The sequence below is a fragment of the Duganella sp. P38 genome (genome assembly GCF_050859475.1).
GTDB lineage: Bacteria > Pseudomonadota > Gammaproteobacteria > Burkholderiales > Burkholderiaceae_D > Rugamonas.
Map to the genome: position 1 here is coordinate 3,248,916 of NZ_CP193936.1, position 21,955 is coordinate 3,270,870.

Consider the following 21,955-nt stretch of genomic DNA (forward strand, 5'->3'; position numbering starts at 1 on the left):
ATGAGCCAGACCGACCAACGCTACCTTATTCAGCAAAACAAGATCGCCGACGGCGAGACCAAGCCGCCCGTGTTCGCCAAAGTCATGCGCAGCAAGGACGGCGTGTTCGAGGGCGTGTCCTTCATCAAGTCGAAGGACAAGGCCTCGGTGCTGACCATCGAGCAGGCCAACGAGGCGGTCGCCTGGGCCACGCGCAAAAAGCCCAACGCCAAGGAATACGTCACCAAGATCATCTGCGTCGGCCAGTAGTCAGCGGACGCTTTCAAAGGTTGACTGCAAGGCCTGGTCCGGGGCGGCCGGGTTCACGCTTCTTTGGTAGAGATAGCTGCGCGCATCGTCCAGACCGGCCTTGCGCTCGATATCCTGCATCACCAGCGCGGTGGCAATCGTCCATTCCCTGAAGGCCGTGCCGGCCGCCGGCTGCACGCGCATCTCCGCCGCCAGCGCCTCCTTGCTGACGCCGGCAGACAGTTTCTCCAGCCATGTCCTGGCCCATGCCGATAGCGCCGGCTCGCGGATGTTATGCGACATCAGCTTCAGCGCATTGCGGGCGCGGGCGTTGTCGCCCGCATAGGCATACGCCAGCGCGGCCGAGCGGGCCAGCGTGTTGACTTCGTGCGCATTATTGAAAGCGACGATGGCGGCCGCCAGCGTCGTGTCGTCCGGCGGGCCGCCCGATTGCAGCCCCAGTTGGTATAGCGCGTTGGCCGCTTCGGCCGATTTCGGGTCCTGGTTCAGCGCGGTGGTCAGATGGCGGCGCGCCGGCTCGGGCTGCGACAGCTTCAAGTGCACCTGGCCCAGCAGGTAGAACACCTCGGCGCTGGCGTCCGGCTTCCGCGCGGCGGCGTTCAGGTAAGCCAGCGCGTCCTGTGGCTGGCCCCAGTCCACCTGCGCGCGGCTCAGCACCAGTTGCGCGTAGTCGTTGCCCGGGTAGCGGGCCGCCGCGCTGGCGGTCTGGCGCAGCAAGGCTTCGCCGGCGCGGCGGGTCGGGCAGGACTTCAGCGCCGCCTCGGCCAGCACGAATTCGCCCGACGACTGCGGCAGCGTTTTGAAATCCATCACCGCCGCCGGCAGTTCCGGCACATCGACTTGCAGCACCTTGACCGAGGTATTGCGGTAACGCCACAGGATGGCGCCGAGGTCGGCCGCTTTCACGCCATAGGCGGCCTCGAACGCCTGTGGAATCGGCGTGTCGCGGTAGACCGCCGCCAGATAGCCGGTCAGCTTGCCGCGCTGCTCGTCGCTCGACAACATGTAATGCGTGAGCAGCCAGGAGCGTGCGGCGAATTCCATCTTGACGCCGGCCTTGGACGCGTGATTGGCGCCGCGCGTGTCGTTCTGTTCCAGCACGTCCTGGTACTCCAGGTTGTAGCGGCGGCCCTGGTCGAGGAAATGCAGCAGGCGGTTGATGTTGACCGGCGCCCGGCCGACCAGCATTTGCGTGTCCGAAAAGCGCGCGCTGGCGAAATACAGGGCGAGGCCGTCGATGAACGAGATCGGCGCGCGGATATCCGTGTAGCGATAGAGAAAATGGCGGGTGTAGGCCTCGAACAGGTAGTTCAGGCCTTCGTCCGGGCGCGACTTGGGCAAGTCCTTGTTGTCCAGCCGCTCCAGATCGGACAGCTGCACGCCGTAACCCTGCACGCCCGCGCTGCAGCTGCTGTACAGGCCGATGGCGTTGGCCGGCTGCTGCTCGGCCAGCCGTCCGAGGTCGTCGGCGCGGCCGTGATAATAGAAGGTGAGCTTGGCTTCGCGGCCGCTGGTCTTGAGGAAGGGACGGGTGTAAATCCGCAGCACGTGGTCCAGCTTTTCCAGCTGGTTCAGCAGCACCGCGACGTCGTCATTGCTGGTGTCAGAATAGACAATGAAGTGCTGGCTTTCCACCCTGAACCAGGCCGACGCATCGCGCTGTCCGGCCACCACCACGCTCGACGCCGCCGGCTGCTGGGCGTAGGCACTCAACAGGCTTGCGCTGCCCAGCAGCGCGGCCATCAACCATGATGTTCGCATGTCCCCTCCGTTTGTCCCCTGAAACCGGCGTTTGATCGCCGGATTTTGCAGTTGGTCGCACGTCGATTGCCCGGGGCCAGCCACTCTATTAGAGTGACATTATAGACAACACATTAAGGAATGGGGGCTTGTTATGCTGAGTTTCGCGCTGTGGCTGGTGTTGCTGTTCCTGTGCTGGCCGCTGGCGCTGCTGGCGCTGGTGCTCTATCCGCTGGTCTGGCTGATTACCTTGCCGTTCCGCCTGATCGGCATCGGCGTCGAAGGCGTCTTCGCCTTGCTGCGCGCCGTGGTCATGCTGCCGGCGCGCATCCTCGGTGGCAATCCCCGTTAGAAATCGACCAGGAAACCGGCGCCGATGGATTTCTGCGCGTAGTTGTAGTCGATCAGGCTCTGGCCGTAGCCGCTGAAGCCCTGCACATAGCCTTTCAGGTTGGCCGCCACCGGGAAGGCCCAGCCCACTTGCAGCGCGCCGTGGTTGGTCGAGAAATTGCGCCGGCCCATCAGCGAAATCTCGTGGCCGTCCCAGCGATACGTGGCGCGCACGTCGCCGTGGCCCATGTAGTCGGTGATGTCGATGTTGTCGTTGTCAGAACGGGCGTTGTCGAGCCGCTTCCACAGGCGGAACGAGACGCCGAACTTGCCTTTTTCCGCCCCCACTTCCGCATACAGCCGGTTCCAGCTGCGCGACAGCGTCGACGTCTGGCCGTTCGACTGGTGGTTCAGGCCCAGGGTCACGCGGCGCACGTCGAGGATGCCCAGGTCCAGCGCCAGCGGCGTGGTCAGCATCAGCTCCGGCTGGTAGTTGGTTTCACGGAACGGGCTTGACGCCGCCCGGTTGTAGGCTTGCCAGAAGCTGTTCTGGGTGTAGCCGAACCACAGGTCCACCGGCGTGCTGAGCAGGTGTTCGATCATTTTCATCTTGAAGCTGATCTGGTAGGTCAGCTCGACGTGCTTGGATTTGATGCCGCCCGGCGTAAATTCCTCAAAAGGCGCATCATTGGAATTGGTGCTGTAATTGGCCAGCAATAAGTAGCTGGCATTATGGGGGCGGAAGTTGAACACGCCGCGCTTGGACGAGCGGTCCAGTTCCCATTCCTGCACCATGCGGGAGACCGCCTGCTCGGGCGGGATGGTGGTCAGTTCGGCGACCTTCGGCGGCACGTTTGGCTCCGGCGGCGGCGGCGCCGGCTGGGTGGCCAGCGGCGCGTCGGTGGCTTGCGCAACCTTGGCGTTGATGTCGGCCGCCGGCGCGACGATGGCGTTTTCGCCGGCTGCCTGGACCGTCGGCGCCACCTTGGCCAGGCCGTCGTAGCAGGCCAGGCGGGCGGAGGCGTCGCCAAGCACCGAGCAGCGCTCCAGCCGCAGTTCGAGTTCGGAAGGCTGGGCCAAAGCCAGAGCCGGGGCCATGCCTAAGGAGAGGAAAAGGGTAGTTTTTGGTCGCACACGCATGCAGTTTTTCCGTTTGAGAGGTAAGCTAAAGAATTAGGCGTAACACTACATTAATTGCCACTAGTCACGTCGCACGCTAACGGACTCTTGAATTCGGTGGCGAACGCCGCACTTGAGACTTCCGCAGCAGATCCCTAAGGAGATTGTAATGACCCGCAAGACCCCCATCGAGCGCTATCGCAATATCGGCATCAGCGCCCACATCGACGCCGGCAAGACGACGACCACGGAGCGCATCCTGTTTTATACCGGAGTCAACCATAAAATTGGTGAGGTACATAACGGTGCGGCCACGATGGACTGGATGGAGCAGGAGCAGGAGCGCGGCATCACCATCACCTCGGCCGCCACCACCGCCTTCTGGAAGGGCATGGCCGGCAATTTCCCCGAACACCGCATCAACATCATCGACACGCCGGGCCACGTCGACTTCACCATCGAGGTCGAGCGCTCGATGCGCGTGCTGGACGGCGCCGTCATGGTGTACGACGCCGTCGGCGGCGTGCAGCCGCAGTCGGAAACCGTGTGGCGCCAGGCGAATAAATACCATGTGCCGCGGATCGCCTTCATCAACAAGATGGACCGGGTCGGCGCCGACTTCTTCCGCGTGCGCGAGCAGATCGCCAACCGCCTGAAGGGCGCGGCCGTGCCGATCCAGGTGCCGCTGGGCGCCGAGGACAACTTCCATGGCGTGATCGACCTGGTCAAGATGCGCGCGATCAACTGGGATGACGAGACGCTGGGCGTCAAGTTCACCTACGAGGACATTCCGGCCGAGCTGCAGGCGGTGGCCGCCGAATGGCGCGAGAAAATGGTCGAAGCGGCCGCCGAGGCCACGCCCGAGCTGCTGGAAAAATACCTGGACGGCGGCGAGCTGAGCGAGGAGGAAATCAAGACCGGCCTGCGCCTGCGCACGATCCGCAACGAGATCGTGCCGATGCTGGCCGGCAGCGCCTTCAAGAACCGCGGCGTGCAGGCCATGCTGGACGCGGTGATCGAGTATCTGCCGTCGCCGGTCGATGTGCCCGCCATTGCCGGCACCGACGAACAGGACCAGCCGATCGAGCGCCATCCGACCGACACCGATCCGTTCTCGGCGCTGGCGTTCAAGATCATGACCGATCCGTTTGTCGGCCAGCTGACCTTCTTCCGCGTGTATTCGGGCGTGGTGAATTCCGGCGACACCGTCTATAACCCGACCAAGGCGCAGAAGGAGCGCCTGGGCCGCATCCTGCAGATGCACGCCAACGAGCGCAAGGAGATCAAGGAGGTGTACGCGGGCGACATCGCCGCCGCCGTCGGCCTGAAAGGCGTGACCACCGGCGACACGCTCAGCGCGCCCGATAACGTGATCGTGCTGGAAAAGATGATCTTCCCCGAGCCGGTGATTTCGCAGGCGGTGGAGCCGAAAACCAAGGCCGACCAGGAGAAGATGGGCATCGCGCTGAACCGCCTGGCGCAGGAAGACCCGTCGTTCCGCGTGCATACCGACGAGGAATCGGGCCAGACCATCATGTCCGGCATGGGCGAGCTGCACCTGGAAATCCTGGTGGACCGCATGCGGCGCGAATTCGGCGTCGAGGCGACCGTCGGCAAGCCGCAGGTGGCGTACCGCGAAACCATCACCCGCAACGCGGTCGATGTCGAAGGCAAGTTCGTCAAGCAGTCCGGCGGCCGCGGCCAGTACGGCCACGTGGTGCTGACGCTGGAGCCGCTGGAACCGGGCGGCAAGGGCTACGAGTTTGTCGACGCCATCAAGGGCGGCGTGGTGCCGCGCGAGTTCATCCCGGCGGTCGACAAGGGCATCCAGGAGACGCTGAAGCAGGGCGTGCTGGCCGGTTATCCGGTGGTGGACGTGCGCGCCACGCTGACCTTCGGCTCCTACCACGACGTCGACTCGAACGAAAATGCGTTCCGCATGGCTGGTTCGATGGCGTTCAAGGAAGGCATGAAGCGCGCCGGTCCGGTGCTGCTGGAGCCGGTGATGCAGGTGGAGGTGGAAACGCCGGAGGAGTTCATGGGCAACGCCATGGGCGACCTGACGTCACGGCGCGGCATGGTGCAGGGCATGGACGAGATTCCGGGCGGCGGCGGCAAGATCATCCGCGCCTCGGTGCCGCTGGCCGAGATGTTCGGCTACTCGACCACGCTGCGCTCGCTGACGCAGGGACGGGCGACCTACACGATGGAGTTCAAGAACTACGCGGAAGTGCCGAAGCACATCCTGGACCAGATCGCCGTGACCAAAGCGCGGGCTTAAAAGGCCCGCACTTTCAGCTGTACGGTGATGCCGCCGTACAGCCGGTCCTTATACGAAGGGATGATGCCGACGTTGACGCCCACCCGCTTGTACTCATAGCTCAGCGTCGGGATGGCGGCGGGAAACCAGCCGCCATTGCGCATTTTCGGATAGCCGTCGAACGCCCCGACCACCGCACCAATGCGCACCGGGCCGACTTTCCACGGCTGGTAGTAGACGCCCACGTAGTTGGAATAGGCGCGGTCGCTGTTATAGAAGCGGCCGGCCGTCGCCGACGCCACCGTCGAGAAACGCCACTCGGCGCCCAGGCCGCCGTTGGCGCCGTTCAGGTCTTTATCGCTCTGGAAGTGCCAGGTGTGGAAGCCGCCGTTGAGCCAGACTTCGTTCAGCGGCGCCGATTCGATGGTCTCGAAGGTGTCGGCCATGGCCGCGCCAGACATGCAGGCCAGCAGCGCCAGGCCGGCAATACGCAAAGGTTTGATCATCCGAAGCTTTCTTCGTCAGGGTTGAGGACGCTGGATTATAGCGAATGCCGGTCAGATCGTAACCCGCCAGCCGCGTTTATACGCATAGGCCATCGCCAGCCAGAACACGGCCGTGAAGGCGGCGGCGAACGCCGCTGACGCGAATTCCGGCCCGAACACCGGCGCCAGCGGCGCGCGGAAGCCATTTTCATACAACGGTCCCATCACCCCGCTGGCGGCCAGCGCGCACGACGCCAGCCACGAGCCCGCATAGGCGGCAATGGCGTTGACGCCCATCGCCCGGCCCAGCGGCGGCCAGCCGCGCACATCGAGCAGCTGGTAGGCGAGGGCGATGGCCAGCATGCCGAAGCCGCCCGTCCACAGCACGAACGACGAGGTCCACAGCTGTTTGTTCAGCGGCAGCGCCAGCGACCACAGGCCGCCGATCAGCATCGCCGCCGCGCCGGCCGCCGCCAGTGCGCCGATGCGGCCATGGCGCAGTAGCTCGGCGGCGCGCATGCCGAGGATGACCGTGGCCAGCGACGGCAGTGTGCTGAGGATGCCCTCGGGCTCATGCGCCAGCCCGGTGGCGGCGTCATATTGATACGACAGTGGGCCGAGCAAGGCCGTGTCGATGCGGTCGGCCAGGTTGAGGTTGGGTTCCACGTTGCCGTGCAACAGCGCCCAGTAGCCCAGCAGGGTCGCGGCCAGCACCGCCCACTGCGCCCGCGCGCCCGGCAGGTAAATGGCGATCAGGCCGGCGGCGGCAAAGCAGATGCCGGTGCGCTGCAACACACCCAGCAGCCGGAAGTGCGCGTCCATTGCCCACATCGACACCAGATTCAAGGCCACGCCCAGCAGCACGATGCGGGCGCCGCGCAGCAGCACCGCCCGCGCCAGCGGCGCGGATCGCGCGCCGGCGTCCAGCTGCCGTCCCAGCGCCAGCTGGAGCGAGACGCCGACAATCAGCATGAACACCGGGAAAATGAAATCGGCCGGCGTGCAGCCATGCCAGTGCGCGTGTTCCAGCCACGGATAGATATGGGACCAGTCGCCGGCGTCGTTCACCAGCAGCATGGCGGCCACGGTCAGGCCGCGTACAGCATCGACAGAGTTTATGCGCATATTGTTCTGATTGTTTTGACCAGCGCAGACATTACCACGTCATCCCTCGTCGGAGAGGCGTTCCGGACTGGCTGAGGTAGTAAAGTTTCAACCAAATTGCCAGTGCGCCATTGTTAATAGGAAATATCTATTGATTTAATCAAATTAATGAATTTAACTTAATTGCTGGGGCGCAATATGATGGCGATGTCTCGTATGCAGTCTAAGGAAGCTAGCAATGGAAACCAATAAAAACGAAATCACGGTCGCCGCCCGCCTGGGCATCGGCTTCGGCATCATTCTGGCAATGATGCTGGCGCTGTCGGTATTAAGCGTGTTCAAGGTGAACGCCATCGACAACAGCCTGCAGCACATCAGCGAGGTGAACAACGTCAAGCAGCGCTACGCCATCAACTTCCGGGGCAGCGTGCACGACCGGGCGATCGCGCTGCGCGATGTCACGCTGGTCAGCGATGCCGAACTGGCTGGCGTGGTGGCCGCGATCGACAGGCTGGACCGCGATTACCAGCAGTCGGCCAGGCCGCTGGAAGCTTTTTCAGCGACGCCAAGACCGGCATCACGCCGGAGGAACGCGCGTGGCTGGACAAGATCAAGCAGAGCGAGGCCCGGACCATGCCGCTGATCCGCAAGATCATCGAGGCACGCAGCGCCGGCAGTCTGGACGCGGCCCGCAGGATGATGCTGGACGAGGCCAAGCCGGCCTTCGTCGACTGGCTGGGCAATATCAACGGTTTCATCGATCAGGAAGAGAAGCTGACCGAGGCGCAATCGGCGCTGGCCCGCCATGGCGCGCATAACTTCCAGTCGCTGGCGTTGCTAGCCGTGGCGGTGGCCATCGCCATCGGCGTGGTGGTGGCGTGGCGCGTTACGCATTACCTGCTGCACGCGCTTGGCGCCGAACCGGCCGAGGTGAAGGCGCTGGCCAACGCGGTCGACCGCGGCGAACTGTATCACGACGTGACGTTGCGCGGCCGGGACAGCAACAGCATCATGGCGGTGCTGCTGAAAATGAGCCGCAACCTGCGCACCACGGTGACCGAGGTGCAGGAAGCGGCCGTCGCCGTGGGCAGCATCAGCGAACAGATCTCCGAGCAGAACCAGCACCTGTCCGGCCGCACCGAAGACCAGGCCAGCTCGCTGGAGGAAACCGCGTCGGCGATGGAGCAGCTGACCGCCACCGTCAGGCAGAACGCCGACAGCGCGCGCGATGCCAACCGGCTGGCGCGGAATGCCTCCGACATCGCCAGCAAGGGCGGCGACATCGTCGGCGAGGTGGTGCAGACCATGAACGCGATTGACGCGTCGTCGCGCAAGATCGAAGAGATCATCAGCGTTATCGACGGCATCGCTTTCCAGACCAATATCCTGGCGCTGAACGCCGCAGTGGAAGCGGCGCGCGCCGGTGAGCAGGGGCGCGGCTTTGCCGTGGTGGCAACCGAGGTGCGCAACCTGGCGCAGCGCAGCTCCAACGCCGCGCGCGAAGTGAAAACGCTGATCGATGAATCGGTGTCCAGGATCCATGCCGGCACCGCGCTGGTGGAGAACGCCGGCAGCACCATGCGCGATATCGTTCACAGCGTCAAGCAGGTGAGCGACATGGTTGGCGCCATCACGCTGGCCAGCAATGAGCAAAGCGCGGGCATCGAGGAAGTCAACCGCGCCATCGCGCAGATGGACCAGGTGACGCAGCAGAACGCGGCGCTGGTCGAGCATGCGGCCGGCGAGGTGGAAGTGCTGCAGGAGCAGGCCGCGCATCTGAATCATGCCGTCAGCGTGTTCAAGCTGCGGCGCGAGGGCGGGCAGCCGCAATCCGGTGGCGCTGCCGCAGGCGTGGGGCCGGCCGTCCGTGCCGCCGGCGGCCTGCTGGCGGCCTGCTAGCGGCGCCGACGGCAGGTGGGCGCCGCATAAAACCGGCCCGGATTGCCAATCTGGCACTATAATCCGGGCCATGAAAATCTCACTGCGCCTGATACCCCTTATTCTGCTGCTGGCCGGTTGCCAGTCCCACATGCAGCGCGTGGCCGACTGCAAGGTCGGCGACTGGCATGCCATCGGCCACAAGGATGGCGTCATGGGCGAACCAGCCAGCTACGCGCAGCGCAAGGACTTCTGCGACGACCACGCCGACAAGCCCGCCGCCGGCGATGCCGCCGCCCGTTACAACGCCGGCTGGGCGCAGGGAAACTGGGATGCGTGGCAGGCGCTGGGCAGCAATGACGGCGTGCAGGGCGCGCAGGCGCAGTTCGACAAGCACGCCAACAGCGAAGAAACGCGCAAGCACAAGACGCCACTGAACCGGCCGGCCTACGACGCCGGCTGGGCCGAGGGCAATTCGCGCTACTGGCAAAACATCGGCTCCAGGGATGGCGCCAGCGGTCTGCCGCTGACGCGCAAGGAGGCCAGCCGCGACAACGCCGCCGCCGCGCAGCTGCGCTTCGACGATGCCGCTTATACCGACGGCTGGCGCGCAGGCAACCGCACCTTCTGGGCGGACGCCGGCTACACCGACGCGCGCAACGGCACCCCCGACAGCGAGTTCCGCAACCGCGCGGCCGCCGCGCGCCGCGCCGGTGTCGATATACAGGAAGAATCGTACCGCACCGCCTGGAACGCGGAAATCGTCAACTACTGGCGCAATCTTGGCACGCAGGACGCCACCAGCGGCAAGGAGTTCGGCCAGCGCGGGCGCGAAGCCCGCGCCAGGGGACTGAAAATCCACGAGCAGGAATACCGCCAGGCGTGGGAAGCGCGCCTCACCGAATACTGGCGCCAGACCGGCGCCGAGGATGGCAATGGGCAGCCTTACCAGCTGGAACAGCGCATGGCCAACGCCAGCCGCGCCGGCGTATTCGTCATCGCGGCCACGCGCGACGCTTATACCAACGCCTGGCGGCAGGAGAACGCGCGCTACTGCACGCCGGACAACGCCTTCGAACGTGGCCGCACCAACGTCGGCATGGCGGTGGAGGTGTGCGCGCCGGCCATCCAGAATCAGCTGAAGCACGCTTACGTCAGCGGCCAGGATTTCGAGATCGCCGCCGCCAAATACCGCGATGCGGTGGTAGCTGCGAACGACCTCGCCAGCCGCCTGCGCGACGCGCGTGGCCGCCTGGCGCGGCTGGAACGCGAGATGCGCGCCGGCCAGGAGTCCAAGGACCAGCCGCGCGAAGAGGCGGCCAAACAATACCGCCGGCGCGAGCAGGAGCGGCGCGAGCTGCTCGACTATTTGCAAGGCCTGGAACGCCAGTTCGACGACGCCCGCCTGTGGGCCGACCGTCATGAACAGCAAATGCAAAGGCTGAGGCGCGAAATTTACTAGTCCAAAAATCTGTAAATGAGAGTAATTTGCATTATCATGGCAGTCTCAGTTCAGTAACCTGGATAATAAAATGACACCGAACAACGTCCGCCGCTGGGCATGGATACATAAATGGAGCAGCCTGGTCTGCACCATATTCATGCTGTTGCTTTGCATTACCGGCTTGCCGCTGATTTATCATCACGAGATCGATCACGCGCTGGGCAACGCCATCGAGGCGCCGGAAATGCCGGCCAGCACGCCTGCCGCCAGCATGGACGATGTGATTGCCGCCGGCAAGGCGCTGTATCCGAACAAGATGCCGATGTACTTGTCGCAGGAAGCGGACGAGCCGGCGATCTGGTACGTGACGCTCGGCGATCACCCGACCGACGAAAAATTCAAGTCCATCGCCGTGGATGCGCGCACCGCCAAGGTGCTAGGCGAGCCCAGCTTCGAGGGCACCTTCCTCGGCGTGATGTTCCACCTGCACGTGGACCTGTACGCCGGCCTGTGGGGCAAGCTGTTCCTCGGCTTGATGGGCCTGCTGCTGGTGATTGCGATTATCTCCGGCGTGGTGCTGTACGCGCCATTCATGCGCAAGCTGGACTTCGGCGAGGTACGGCGCGAGCGCGGTCCGCGCGTCAAGTGGCTGGACCTGCACAATATGCTGGGCATCGTCACGCTGACGTGGGCCCTGGTAGTCGGCGCCACCGGCATGATCAATACCTGGGCCGACCTGTTGCTGAAGTATTGGCAGTACACCGAGATGGCCGAAATGGTTGCGCCATACAAGGGCCTGCCGCCGCCGACCACGCTGGGATCGATGCAAAAGTCGCTGGATAATGCGGTGGCCGCCGAGCCGGGCATGAAGATCGGCTTTGTCGCCTTCCCGGGAACGCCGTTCACCAGCGCCCACCATTACGGCATCTTCATGCGCGGCAACGAGGCGTTCAGCTCGCGCCTGTACAAGCCGGTACTGGTCGATGCCCAGACCACCGAAATCACCGACCGCCGCAACCTGCCGTGGTATCTGACCGGTCTGCTGATCTCGCAGCCGCTGCACTTTGGCGACTACGGCGGCGCGTGGATGCAATTCCTGTGGGCGGCGCTCGATGTGATTACCATCTTCGTGCTGGGCAGCGGCGTGTACCTGTGGCTGAAGCGCGGCGCGCCAGCCCCGGCACGCACGGCGGCGACGGCGTCGACGGCGCCCGCGGCCAGCGATGAACTGGGCGCACCGGCGCTGGCTACCGAGGGAGATGCACGATGAACGGCCCATTCATGCGCATGTGGGGCGCGCCGATTGCGCTGGCCGTCCTGACCCTGATCGGCCTGATCTCCGCATTGCTGGGCGACGGCCTGTGGGACCACGTTTCCGCAGTGGCGCTGGGCGTGCCGGTGGTGCTGTGCCTGTGGTTCGGCTTGCGTCAGAAGAAACAATAAATTTCTTGATGCAACGCACAATTTCCGATTGCTTTATTTGACCCGGTTGTTATCATTTCCATGCCGTTTTACTGAGGAGTTCGCATGGAAAGATCGCACCCGCACTACGACAGACTGATCGCTGCAGCGCGTCATGCCGGCCCGGCCACCGTCGCTGTCGCGCACCCATGCGACCGCAGCGCGCTCGAAGGCGCGCTGGACGCGGCGCGCATGGGATTGATCAAACCGATCCTGGTCGGCCCGGTGGAGCGCATCCGCCAGGAGGCGGACGCCGCCCGGCTGGACATTTCGGCGCTGCCGATTGTCGATACCGAACACAGTCACGCGTCGGCCGCGCGCGCCGTCCAGCTGGTGCACGAAGGCGCTGCCACTGCGCTGATGAAAGGCAGCCTGCACACCGATGAACTGATGGGAGCCGTGGTGGCCACCGCCACCGGCCTGCGCACCTCGCGCCGCCTGAGCCACTGCTTTGTCATGGACGTGCCGGAGCGCGCCGAGCCGCTCATCATCACCGACGCCGCCGTCAACATCGTGCCGACGCTGGCCGACAAGGTCGACATCGTGCAAAACGCCATCGACCTGGCGCATGTGTTGCGCTTCAATCCCGTCAAAGTCGCCATCCTGGCGGCGGTGGAGACAGTCAGCGCCAAGATGCCGTCCACCATCGACGCCGCCGCGCTGTGCAAAATGGCCGACCGCGGCCAGATCACCGGCGCGCTGCTCGACGGCCCGCTGGCGATGGACAACGCCATCGATCCGCAGGCGGCCGCCATCAAGCACCTGGTGTCGCCGGTGGCGGGGCAGGCCAATGTGCTGCTGGCGCCGGACCTCGAAGCCGGCAATATGCTGGCCAAGAGCCTGAGCTTCATGGCCGGCGCCAGCGCGGCCGGCATCGTGCTGGGTGCGCGTGTACCGGTCATCCTTACCAGCCGTGCCGATACTGTACAGGCACGGCTGGCGTCGTGTGCGGTGGCTGTGCTGGTCGCGCACAGCAAACTGTCTGGTTCCCGTATTCTTGGAGGCTGGCCGCATGCAGGATAACGATAGCGTCATCGTCATCAATGCTGGTTCGTCCAGCATCAAATTCTCGATGTATAGCGGCCCCGCACTGGTTCTCACCATGCGCGGCAAGATCGAAAACCTGTACAGCGGCGTGGCCCACTTCATCGCCCAGGATGCGCGCGACGGCGTGGTTGGCGAACGCCATTGGCGCGAGGGCCCGCTGGACCATGAAGGCGGCATGCGCTTCCTGATCGATTTCGCGCAGTCGCACCTGGACGGCCACCGCGTGATCGCCGTCGGCCACCGCATTGTGCACGGCGGCGTCGCCCACAGCGGCCCGCAGCGGCTGGACGCGGCGCTGATCGACGAGCTGGAAAAGCTGGTGCCGCTGGCGCCGCTGCACCTGCCGCACAACCTGGCGCCGGTGCGCTCGGTCATGGCGCTGGCGCCGGAGGTGCCGCAGATCGGCTGCTTCGACACCGCCTTCCACGTCGGCCAGCCGGCCGAGGCGCAGGAATTCGCGCTGCCGTCCAATATCACCGGCCTGGGCGTGCGCCGTTACGGTTTCCATGGGCTGTCTTATGAATACATCGCCAGCGTGCTGCCGCAGGCGGAGCCCGGGCTGGCGCATGCGCGCGTGGTGGCCGCCCACCTCGGCAACGGCGCCAGCATGTGCGCCATGGACGCCGGCCGCAGCGTGGCCAGCACCATGGGCTTTACCGCTGTCGACGGGCTGCCGATGGGCACCCGCTGCGGCGCGCTCGATCCCGGCGTGGTCCTGTACCTGATGCAGGAACTGGGCATGGACGTGGCAGCGGTGCAGAAACTGATGTACCAGCAATCCGGCCTGCTCGGCGTATCCGGCATTTCGTCCGACATGCGCACGCTGGAGCAGAGCGACGATCCGCGCGCCAAAGTCGCCATCGACCTGATGGTGTATCGCATCGGCCGCGAACTCGGTTCGCTGGCGGCGGCGCTGGGCGGGCTGGACGCGCTGGTGTTCTCCGGCGGCATAGGCGAAAACAGCGTGGCGCTGCGCGCCGCCGTCTGCCGCGACGCCGCCTGGCTGGGCGTGCAGCTCGACGCCGCCGCCAATGCCGCCAACCCGCGCGGCATCGCCCGCATCAGCAAGGCGGACAGCAAGGTGGCCGTGTGGGTGGTGCCGGCCAACGAAGAACTGATGATCGCGCGGCATGCGCTGGACGTCGTGGAGGCGGCATGAACACGGAAACCATTTATCCCATTTTGACCGGCAAGCGCGCGCTGGTGGTCGGCGTCGCCAATGAGCACTCGATCGCCTGGGGCTGCGCGCTGGCCTTCCGCAAGCTGGGCGCGGACGTGGTGCTGACGTATCTGAACGAGAAGGCGCTGCCGCATGTGGCGCCGCTGGCGCAGCAGATCGACGCGCAACTGCTGCCGCTGGATGTGATGCAGCCCGGCCAGCTGGAGGCGGTATTCGCCACGCTGGCGGGACAGGGCAAGCTGGATATCCTCGTGCATTCGATCGCCTTCGCGCCGAAGGCCGACCTGCAAGGCGGGCTTTTGGATTGCTCGCTGGACGGCTTCCTGCAAGCGATGGACGTGTCCTGCCACTCGTTCGTGCGCATGGCGAAACTGGCCACGCCCCTGATGACGGAAGGCGGCAGCATGTTCGCCATGAGCTACCACGGCGCCGATAAGGTGGTCCCCAACTACAATGTCATGGGGCCGGTGAAGGCGGCGCTGGAAGCATCCTGCCGCTACCTGGCTTATGAACTTGGCCCGCGCGACATCCGCGTTCATGCGATTTCTCCCGGTCCGCTGCAAACCCGCGCGGCGTCCGGCCTGAAGGACTTCGACCATTTGCTGAGCGAGGCCGTTAGCCGTGCGCCGCTGGGAGAGCTGGTCGACATCATCGATGTCGGCAACACCTGCGCCTACCTGGCGTCGCCGTATGCGAAGCGGCTGACCGGCAGCACAGTCTATGTGGACGGCGGCCTGAATATCATCGCTTGAGAGGAGCGGAAAAATGCAAGTTATCTTATCCGGCCTGCACGGCGATGCCTGCGAAGTCAGCATCGCCGAGGACCTGGCGCTGTATTTTCACGTGAAGAACGTCAGCATGATCCGCCAGGGCGAGGATGATAATCCCTGGGCGCTAATCGAGGTGGCCGATTCGTATGAGCGGGTATGGAACGTGTGCAACCAGCTACGCGGCGTTTTTCATCGCGGGAAAAAGCTGCATCTGTATATCCCGCTGCACCAGGAAGATGTGTTTCACGACATCGAGCCGCATCACCGCATCAACTTCCGCTAGACCCTAGCCGCGCGACGCCAGGAAGCCGTGGATCTGCGACACCACGGCCGCACCTTCACCCACGGCAGCCGCCACGCGCTTGGTCGAGCGCGCGCGCACATCGCCAATGGCGAACACGCCGGGAACGCTGGTTTCCAGTCCTGCGCGCGATGCGGCCGGCCCGGGCGCATCGTAGCCGGTGAGGATGAAGCCCTTGTCGTCCACCTCCACGCCGCAGTCGCCCAGCCAGCCGGTGTTCGGATCGGCGCCGATGAACAGGAAGACGCGGCAGATATCGTAGTCTTTCTCGACGCCGCTGCGGTTGTCGCGCACGCGCACCTGCTGCAAGCCTTCCTCCGGACAGCCTTCCAGCGCCACGATCTCGGTTTCCACATGCAGTTCGATATTGGGCGTGGCGGCGATGCGTTCGATCAGGTAGCTGGACATGGTGGACGCCAGGCTGTCCTTGCGGATCAGGATGTGCACCTTGGCGGCGTGGCTGGACAGGTACACCGCCGCCTGTCCGGCCGAATTGCCGCCGCCGACCAGTATCACTTCCTGGCTGCCGCACAGGCCCGCCTCGATCGGCGATGCCCAGTAATACACGCCTTTGCCCTCGAACTGCCTGAGATTCGCCAGCGACGGCCGGCGATAGCGTGCGCCGCACGATAGCACCACCGTGCGGCCCTGTAGCCGCGTGAGGCTGCCGCACATTTCCACTTGCAGCGGATAGGTATCGCACAGCAGCCGTCCGGCCGGCGCCGGAATCGCCATCTTGACGCCGAACTTCTGCGACTGCACGAACGCACGTCCGGCCAGCGCGCCGCCCGAGATGCCGGTCGGGAAGCCGAGGTAGTTCTCGATGCGCGCGCTGGCCGCCGCCTGGCCGCCATAGGCGCGCGTTTCCAGCACCAGCACCGACAAGCCTTCCGATGCCGCATACACCGCCGTTGCCAGGCCGGCGGGGCCGGCGCCGACCACGATCACGTCCCAGATATCGTCCGGGCTTAGCTCGGGCAGGGTGCCGAGGCAGCGGCCAAGGTCCACCACCGTCGGATTCATTTTGACGCCGCCATCCGGGCACACGGCCAGCGGCCAGTCGTGGGCCTCGGGCTTGAAGCGCTCGACCAGTGCGCGCGCCTGTTCGTCGGTACGCGGGTCCAGCACGCGGTGCGGCAGGCCGTTACTGTTCAACCATCCCTGCAGCGCGTGCATGCGCGCGTGGCCGGGCGTGGCCACCAGCACCACGCCGCCGTCCTTGTTATCGAGCTGCTCGACCCGGCGCAGGATGAAGGCGCGGACTATGCGCTCGCCCAGCTCCGCCTCGGCGATCAACAGTGCGCGCAGCGATTCGGTGGTCAGCGCCAGCACCTCGACCGCGCCGACCGCATGGCCGTTGACCAGCGATGGCGCACCGGCCAGCTGGCTGATTTCGCCGGCGAATTCGCCTTCGGTGTGCTCGGTGATGACGGAGGTGTTGCCCAGGCCATCATGGCGGCTGATGCGGATGCGGCCCTTCAGCACGACGTACATGCCGAAGCTGCTGTGGCCCGCTTCGAACAGGCGTTCGCCGTCGCGGTAGCAAACCAGGTTGGCAAAGCGCTGCACGCGCCTGATCTCGGCCGCCGTCAGTTTGGGGAGCGCCTGCGCGGTGCGGGTTTTGAAGGTGTCGTAGATGGCCATGGCCATAGTCTAGCGCGATTGTTTCAACTTCCGCCAGATTCTAAAGTAAGACATTCAGCCACTGTTGTTTGTATTCGTGCCGTGCGACCGCGTTATCTTTCCGGGGCGCGCGGCAGCCGTGGCAGGGCGGGGGACGCCAGCAGCAGGCCGCCGAGCGGTCATGGGGCGCCCGGCTTAGAAGATCTTGGAGAATTTGTCGACGTTCCCCTTGTTGTAGGTGAACGGCGGCGCCATCGCGCCTTCGCCATTGGCGTCGATGGCGATCGTGCCCATGCGGCCGGCGTTGATGCTGCCGCCGGCATGCGCTGCCGGCTGCTTTTTCACGAAATCGTAAGCCGCGTAGGTTGCAGCGTAGCCCAGATCGATCGGATTCCAGATGGCGAACTCGCGCACCGCGCCGCTCTTGACGTGGCCCGCCATTTCGGACGGCAGCCCAAGGCCGGTGACGAACACCTTGCCCACCAGGTGCTCATCCACCACCGCCTTGCTGGCGGCGTTGATGCCCACGGTGGTCGGGGCGATGATGGCCTTCAGTTGCGGATAGCTGCGCAGCAGGCCGATGGCCTCGCGGTAGCTCTTGTCCGACTGGTCGTCGCCATAGGCCACCGACACCAGCTTCATCTTGTTGAATTCCGGCTGCTCCAGCACCTTCTTCATCACGCCGATCCAGATATTCTGGTTGGTCGCCTGCGCCGATGCAGACAGGATGGCGATGTCGCCCGCGCCGCCGATGGCGTCGGCCGCCATCTGGATCTGCTTCAAGCCAATCAGGTCGGCGTTGGAGGGATTCAGCTGCATCAGCCGTCCCTCCTTGGCCAGGCCGCTGTCGAAGGACACCACCTTGATGCCGCGCCCCATGGCTTTTTTGCGATCGGCACCAGCGCGTTGGGATCGTTGGCCGAGATGACGATGGCGTCGACCTTCTGGCTGATCAGCGAGTTGATGATCTCGATCTGGCCTTCGGCGCTGGGCGTGGTCGGGCCGGTGTAGATGATCTCGACGTTCTTCAGCTCCTTGGCGGCGTCCTTGGCGCCGGTGTGGGCGGCGTCAAAAAAGCCATTGCCCAGGCTTTTCACCACCATCGCGATGCGGATGTGATCCGGCGCCTTTTCCTTGCAGCCGGCGATGGCCGCGAGCAGGCCGGCGGCAACGGCCGCCAGTACGAGCTTCTGCAGTTTCAATGGGCCGCCTCCAGCTGGTACGCACCCATCGCCGTCTCGTAGCCATACGGCGCGCTGAATACCGATGGCGCGGTTTGCTGCGGCAGCGACTCCGGTTTAACCGTGACCACCCGCACCCCGGACTGTTCCAGCAGCTGCACCGCCGAATCGGAGGCGTCGGTGTCGGTGATGACGGTGGATACGCGGTTCAAGCCGCACAGGATCAGGCCCGCCTTCTTGGTGAACTTGGAGCTGTCGGCCAGCACGATCAGTTCCTCGGCCTGCGATATCAGTCGCTTCTCGGCCTGGATCAGCAGCGGGTCGGCCTCCATCAGGCCAAGCAGCGACAGGCCGTTGACGCTCATGAACATCTTAGCGGCGTAGTGGTGCTGGGTGATGTCGTTGTCGAAGGGGCTGAGGATGACGTTCTGTTCGCGGTACACGCGGCCGCCGGGGACAATGATCTCGTTCTCGCTGGAGATCAGCAGGCGCTCGGCCATCAGGAAGGAATTGGTGAGGATCTTGAGGTGATGGTCGGTGAGGAATTCGGCCATCATGAAGGTGGTGGTGCCGCCGTTGATGATGATGGTTTCGCCGTCGTTGCACATGCCGGCCGCGTAGCGGGCGATGGCGCGTTTATGCTCGGCGCGGCATTGGATGTTGTTCTGGAAGGTTTCGCTGGAAAGCGGGAAGCCGCGCTTTTTCTGCTCAAGGTTGGCGGCGCCGCCACGGGTCCGGGTGAGCAGGCTGCGCGAGGCGAGCCAGCTGATATCGCGCCGCACGGTGGCGGGGGAGGCGTTCAGCCAGTCGACCAGTTGCGGCACACTGGCCGTATTATGTTCGGCAAGCAGTTTCAGCAAACGCTTGCGACGCTTGTGATTCACCATTTCAGTCTCCTTTTATATCGGTCTACTACCGTCATTGCTGCGGTGTGCCTGTTTATTAACGATAGAGGCTAAACACTTCTAAATCGCACGTCAATCATCTCGCGATCAAATAGTTGATTGTTTTGTTATGCCTGGCGTTTTCTGCTCATAGATTAATCATTGGTGTGATTATTTCGCACTTGGTCAGCATGTTGATCGCTTCCGCATTGACACTCGCCAGCCGCTGTTTTCTACTGCGTGGACTAAAGCATGCTGAAACTGAACGTGCTGCCGGAAGATATCGCGGAGGCGGTGCACCTCCTGGCCAGCGACAACGCGGCCAGGAGCACCGGTAGTATCCTCAACAGCGACGCATTTACACGATAAAAACAAGGGGACAATATGAGCACCATCATCGACAACGGCCGCGTGGCCGAACATAACGCGCAGCTGCGCGCCAGCCTGCATGCGGACTACGAAGCGCTGGGCGGCATACTGGCGCGCCGAGGCCTGGACATCGAACGCCTGACGGCGCAGGCGCAAACCTTTGCCGTGGCCTTGCCCAGTTGGGGCGTCGGCACCGGCGGCACGCGCTTCGCACGCTTTCCGGGGCGCGGCGAACCGCGCAACGTCTTCGAAAAGCTGGACGACTGCGCTGTCATTCACCAGCTGACGCGCGCCACGCCGGGCGTCTCGCTGCACTTCCCGTGGGATAAAACCACCGACACGGCGGCGCTGCGCCAGCAGGCGGAGAGTCATGGCCTGTACTTCGACGCCGTCAATTCCAATACTTTCCAGGACCAGGCCGGCCAGCAGCACAGCTACAAGCACGGCAGTCTGACCGCCAATGACACCGCCACGCGCGCGCAGGCGGTGGCGCACAACGTCGAATGCATAGAGCTGGGCAGGGCGCTGGGCTCGAAGGCGCTGACGGTGTGGGTGGGCGACGGCGCCAACTTCCCCGGCCAGCACAATCTGCGCGGCGCGCTGGAGCGCTACCTGGACAGCATGCGGGACATCTACGCCGCGCTGCCGGCGGACTGGCTGCTGTTCATCGAACACAAACTGTTCGAGCCGGCCTTCTACGCCACCACCATCGCCGACTGGGGCACCAGCTTCGCCTGCGCGCAGGCGCTCGGCGAAAAGGCGCGCTGCCTGGTGGACCTGGGCCATCATGCGCCGAATACGAACATCGAAATGATCGTGGCGCGGCTGGCGCAATTCGGCAAGCTGGGTGGGTTCCACTTCAACGACAGCAAATATGGCGACGACGATCTGGATTCGGGCAGCATCAATCCGTTCCAGCTGTTCCTGGTGTTTAACGAACTGGCCGACGCGGCGGAGCGCGAGGGCGCGGCCTTCAAGCCAGCCTACATGCTGGACCAGTCGCATAACGTGACCGACCCGATCGAAAGCCTGATGAGCAGCGCGGTCGAGGTGCAGCGCGCTTTCGTGCAATCGCAGCTGGTGGACCGCGTGGCGCTGCGCCAGCACCAGCAGGCCAATGACGCGCTGCAATCGGCGCAGACGCTGAAGCAGGCCTTCCGCACCGATGTCGGCGCGATCCTGGCGATGGCCCGGCTGCGCGCCGGCGGCGCCATCGATCCGGTGGCGTGCTACCGCGCCAGCGGCTATCGTGCGCATGTGGCGGAGGCGCGTCCGGCCAGGGCGGGCGTCAGCGGGAGCGGCATCGTATGAGCCCCGATATCCGTGCTTTCCGCATGCAGCTCAAGCCCGGCGTGGTCGATGAGTACAAGCGCCGCCACGATGAACTGTGGCCGGAGCTGGGCCAGGCGCTGAGCGACGCCGGCATCTACGACTATTCGATTTTTCTGGACGAGGAAACGCTGTCGCTGTTTGCGGTGCTCAAGCTGCGCCCCGATCACAAGATCGGGCAGCTGCCGATGCAGCCCGTCATGCAGCGCTGGTGGGACAGCATGGCGGAGCTGATGCTGGTGGAGCCGGGCAACCGGCCCCGCGAGTGGCCGCTAAAGCAGGTGTTTCATTTCGCCTGAGCCGAAGCCGCCGTGAGCAGGCCGCGGCCGCGCAGCCATTCCTCCGCGCGGCGCGGCCACAGCGACGAGGTGCCGAGGCCTTCGCGCATGCCCATGCCATGACCGCCATGCTCGAACAAATACATCTCGGCCGGCACCTTGGCCTTGGTCAGCGCCTGGTAGAACAGGATGCTGTTCTCGACCGGCACCGCCGTGTCCTCCTGCGTGTGGATCAGCAGCGTGGGCGGCGTGGCGGCGCTGACCTGCTTTTCCAGCGACATCAGAGCCAGATTCTCCGCCGAGGGCGCGGCGCCCAGCAGCGCCTTGCGCGAGCCGGCGTGGGCGGCCGGGTCCTGCATGGTGATGACCGGGTACATCAGCATCAGGAAGTCCGGTCGCGCGCTGACGCTATCGATTTGCGCGCCGGTGCGGCCCAGCGGGCTGTCGAACAGCGTGCCGGCGCTGGCCGCGAGATGGCCGCCGGCCGAGCTGCCCATGACGCCGATGCGGTCCGGGCGGATGCCGAATTCCGCCGCGCGCGAGCGCAGCGTGCGCACCGCGCGCAGCACGTCCTGCAACGGCGCGGGATGGCCGTATTCCTGCATGCGATACTTGAGTACAAACGCCGTCACCCCCAGAGTGCCGAGCCAGTTGGCATACTGGTCGCCTTCGCGGGCGGTGGACATGCGCACGTAGCCGCCGCCGGGGCAGATGATGACGGCGGTGCCGTTGGGATGATCGACCGCCGGCGCCACCATGGTCAGCGTGGCTTCGCTGACGTTGGAAGTGTAGCCGCCGCCGACGTTTTCCGGGCCGATGTTGCGCTTGCCCGGCACGCCCTCGGGCCACAGCGGGATGACATTGTTGGCGGCGGAGGCCAGTCCGGCGGCGCCGAGCATCAAAACGATAAGCAGTTTTTTCAT

The 21,955-nt window shown here is 64.7% G+C and carries 21 protein-coding genes and 1 pseudogene; 14 read left to right on the forward strand and 8 right to left on the reverse strand.

All coding sequences use genetic code 11. The features are described 5' to 3' along the window. Positions 1-249, forward strand: a complete 249-nt coding sequence (locus ACRQ5J_RS15085; protein WP_432377703.1) for a hypothetical protein — start codon at positions 1-3, stop codon at positions 247-249. Here ACRQ5J_RS15085 and ACRQ5J_RS15090 read toward each other — a convergent pair whose 3' ends face one another. Next, entirely contained in the window at positions 250-2,010 is a 1,761-nt protein-coding gene (locus tag ACRQ5J_RS15090; protein WP_432377704.1) for a tetratricopeptide repeat protein, read from the reverse strand. It abuts the gene before it with no gap. Between the two features lie 133 nt (positions 2,011-2,143). Here ACRQ5J_RS15090 and ACRQ5J_RS15095 point away from each other — a divergent pair, with 133 nt between their 5' ends. After that, entirely contained in the window at positions 2,144-2,341 is a 198-nt protein-coding gene (locus ACRQ5J_RS15095; RefSeq protein WP_432377705.1) for a hypothetical protein, read from the forward strand. Here ACRQ5J_RS15095 and ACRQ5J_RS15100 read toward each other — a convergent pair. Further along, a complete protein-coding gene (locus tag ACRQ5J_RS15100; RefSeq protein WP_432377706.1) occupies positions 2,338-3,399 on the reverse strand; it encodes a phospholipase A in 1,062 nt (353 codons plus the stop codon). The two genes, ACRQ5J_RS15095 and ACRQ5J_RS15100, sit on opposite strands and share 4 nt — an antisense overlap. A gap of 208 nt (positions 3,400-3,607) precedes the next feature. Here ACRQ5J_RS15100 and fusA point away from each other — a divergent pair, with 208 nt between their 5' ends. Then, positions 3,608-5,719: an elongation factor G gene (gene fusA / locus ACRQ5J_RS15105; protein WP_432377707.1), complete on the forward strand. Its 2,112-nt coding sequence runs from the start codon at positions 3,608-3,610 to the stop codon at positions 5,717-5,719. Here the strand turns inward: fusA and ACRQ5J_RS15110 are convergent. Together ACRQ5J_RS15110 and ACRQ5J_RS15115 are read right to left on the reverse strand one after the other, a co-directional pair. Continuing rightward, positions 5,716-6,204: a hypothetical protein gene (locus ACRQ5J_RS15110; RefSeq protein ID WP_432377708.1), complete on the reverse strand. Its 489-nt coding sequence runs from the start codon at positions 6,202-6,204 to the stop codon at positions 5,716-5,718. The genes fusA and ACRQ5J_RS15110 overlap by 4 nt on opposite strands. A 51-nt stretch (positions 6,205-6,255) precedes the next feature. Next, on the reverse strand, positions 6,256-7,308 hold the full coding sequence (locus tag ACRQ5J_RS15115) for an acyltransferase family protein (protein ID WP_432377709.1): 1,053 nt from the start codon (positions 7,306-7,308) through the stop codon (positions 6,256-6,258). A gap of 217 nt (positions 7,309-7,525) precedes the next feature. On the opposite strand from ACRQ5J_RS15115, the gene ACRQ5J_RS15120 reads away from it, so the two are divergent. The 9 genes from ACRQ5J_RS15120 to ACRQ5J_RS15160 all read left to right on the forward strand — a co-directional run bounded on the left by ACRQ5J_RS15120 (position 7,526) and on the right by ACRQ5J_RS15160 (position 15,350). Beyond that, positions 7,526-7,930 carry an MCP four helix bundle domain-containing protein gene (locus ACRQ5J_RS15120; RefSeq protein ID WP_432377710.1) on the forward strand — a complete coding sequence of 135 codons (405 nt, stop codon included), beginning with the start codon at positions 7,526-7,528 and terminating at the stop codon, positions 7,928-7,930. Beyond that, positions 7,921-9,186, forward strand: coding sequence for a methyl-accepting chemotaxis protein (locus ACRQ5J_RS15125; protein WP_432377711.1), 1,266 nt, complete (start codon positions 7,921-7,923; stop codon positions 9,184-9,186). The genes ACRQ5J_RS15120 and ACRQ5J_RS15125 overlap by 10 nt, the downstream gene beginning before the upstream one ends. Positions 9,187-9,256: 70 nt before the next feature. Beyond that, positions 9,257-10,627, forward strand: coding sequence for a DUF2799 domain-containing protein (locus ACRQ5J_RS15130; protein ID WP_432377712.1), 1,371 nt, complete (start codon positions 9,257-9,259; stop codon positions 10,625-10,627). A gap of 70 nt (positions 10,628-10,697) precedes the next feature. Beyond that, positions 10,698-11,879, forward strand: coding sequence for a PepSY-associated TM helix domain-containing protein (locus ACRQ5J_RS15135; protein WP_432377713.1), 1,182 nt, complete (start codon positions 10,698-10,700; stop codon positions 11,877-11,879). Then, positions 11,876-12,052 (forward strand): hypothetical protein, encoded by a 177-nt coding sequence (locus ACRQ5J_RS15140; protein WP_432377714.1) that lies wholly within the window; start codon positions 11,876-11,878, stop codon positions 12,050-12,052. The genes ACRQ5J_RS15135 and ACRQ5J_RS15140 overlap by 4 nt, the downstream gene beginning before the upstream one ends. Before the next feature lie 84 nt (positions 12,053-12,136). Beyond that, positions 12,137-13,093, forward strand: a complete 957-nt coding sequence (locus ACRQ5J_RS15145; RefSeq protein WP_432377715.1) for a phosphate acetyltransferase — start codon at positions 12,137-12,139, stop codon at positions 13,091-13,093. Beyond that, positions 13,083-14,276, forward strand: a complete 1,194-nt coding sequence (locus tag ACRQ5J_RS15150; RefSeq protein WP_432377716.1) for an acetate/propionate family kinase — start codon at positions 13,083-13,085, stop codon at positions 14,274-14,276. Before ACRQ5J_RS15145 ends, ACRQ5J_RS15150 begins: the two co-directional genes overlap by 11 nt. Beyond that, positions 14,273-15,049 carry an enoyl-ACP reductase FabI gene (fabI, locus tag ACRQ5J_RS15155; RefSeq protein ID WP_432377717.1) on the forward strand — a complete coding sequence of 259 codons (777 nt, stop codon included), beginning with the start codon at positions 14,273-14,275 and terminating at the stop codon, positions 15,047-15,049. The genes ACRQ5J_RS15150 and fabI overlap by 4 nt, the downstream gene beginning before the upstream one ends. Before the next feature lie 13 nt (positions 15,050-15,062). Then, the gene (locus ACRQ5J_RS15160) at positions 15,063-15,350 is read left to right on the forward strand and encodes an RNA-binding protein (protein ID WP_432377718.1); all 288 of its coding nucleotides are present in this window, start codon (positions 15,063-15,065) and stop codon (positions 15,348-15,350) included. 3 nt (positions 15,351-15,353) lie between these two features. On the opposite strand, the gene ACRQ5J_RS15165 is transcribed toward ACRQ5J_RS15160, so the two are convergent. The 3 genes and pseudogenes from ACRQ5J_RS15165 to ACRQ5J_RS15175 all read right to left on the reverse strand — a co-directional run bounded on the left by ACRQ5J_RS15165 (position 15,354) and on the right by ACRQ5J_RS15175 (position 19,059). Beyond that, on the reverse strand, positions 15,354-17,012 hold the full coding sequence (locus ACRQ5J_RS15165; RefSeq protein ID WP_432383658.1) for an FAD-dependent oxidoreductase: 1,659 nt from the start codon (positions 17,010-17,012) through the stop codon (positions 15,354-15,356). 174 nt (positions 17,013-17,186) lie between these two features. Next, positions 17,187-18,193 (reverse strand): annotated as a pseudogene (gene rhaS / locus ACRQ5J_RS15170) (rhamnose ABC transporter substrate-binding protein). Beyond that, positions 18,190-19,059 (reverse strand): DeoR/GlpR family DNA-binding transcription regulator, encoded by an 870-nt coding sequence (locus tag ACRQ5J_RS15175; protein ID WP_432377719.1) that lies wholly within the window; start codon positions 19,057-19,059, stop codon positions 18,190-18,192. The pseudogene rhaS and the gene ACRQ5J_RS15175 overlap by 4 nt, the downstream one beginning before the upstream one ends. Before the next feature lie 381 nt (positions 19,060-19,440). Between ACRQ5J_RS15175 and rhaI the strand changes: the two genes are divergently transcribed. Then, positions 19,441-20,736 (forward strand): L-rhamnose catabolism isomerase, encoded by a 1,296-nt coding sequence (gene rhaI, locus ACRQ5J_RS15180; protein WP_432377720.1) that lies wholly within the window; start codon positions 19,441-19,443, stop codon positions 20,734-20,736. After that, entirely contained in the window at positions 20,733-21,053 is a 321-nt protein-coding gene (locus ACRQ5J_RS15185; RefSeq protein ID WP_432377721.1) for an L-rhamnose mutarotase, read from the forward strand. Before rhaI ends, ACRQ5J_RS15185 begins: the two co-directional genes overlap by 4 nt. On the opposite strand, the gene ACRQ5J_RS15190 is transcribed toward ACRQ5J_RS15185, so the two are convergent. Further along, the gene (locus ACRQ5J_RS15190) at positions 21,041-21,955 is read right to left on the reverse strand and encodes an alpha/beta hydrolase (RefSeq protein WP_432377722.1); all 915 of its coding nucleotides are present in this window, start codon (positions 21,953-21,955) and stop codon (positions 21,041-21,043) included. The two genes, ACRQ5J_RS15185 and ACRQ5J_RS15190, sit on opposite strands and share 13 nt — an antisense overlap.